1 pseudogene is annotated in these 425 nt (G+C 41.9%); it reads left to right on the top strand.

Features of this window, described 5'->3' with window-relative positions:
- Positions 1-327 precede the first annotated feature (327 nt).
- Positions 328-425 (top strand): annotated as a pseudogene (locus UF06_RS27440) (DUF3265 domain-containing protein); the annotation flags it as partial.

Below are 425 nucleotides of genomic sequence, written 5' to 3'. Positions count from 1 at the left end.
CTTAACGCGGCGTTATGTTTAATCACGTCAAATCAGTTGATTGCATCTTTTCTTTGCTCCCTCGGCTTGTTGGTTTTGTGCTCGTCGGCAAGTTGGCTTCGTTTGGCGCTGTTTTCCGGACATTTATTTTTTGGTGCTGAAAACTCTGAGTGTTGCCTCAGTCAATTTTCGAGTAAGCGTGAAGTAGGTGCGACTGGCTTAATCGGTATTTTGACCACAAGTGTTTGGGCTTGAATTGCCAAAACTCGAAGTCTGTTTTTCAAATCTATGAGTGATTTCAGTTTTTTAGGTCTTGGCTTTTGTTTGTGAGTCAACGCTGAGTTAATCTTGGTTTTGGTAAAACGTAAGCCCTTGAAGCTTAAACATAACAAAGCGTTAAAGAGGGATTCGTGCCGCGTGGCATTTTTGGTATGCGGTAATTTTTG

It is taken from the genome of Vibrio sp. S234-5, from assembly GCF_000960595.1.
Classification (GTDB): domain Bacteria; phylum Pseudomonadota; class Gammaproteobacteria; order Enterobacterales; family Vibrionaceae; genus Vibrio.
The sequence above is the reverse complement of the archived record's forward strand: the minus strand, read 5'-3'. Positions and strand labels throughout refer to the sequence as shown.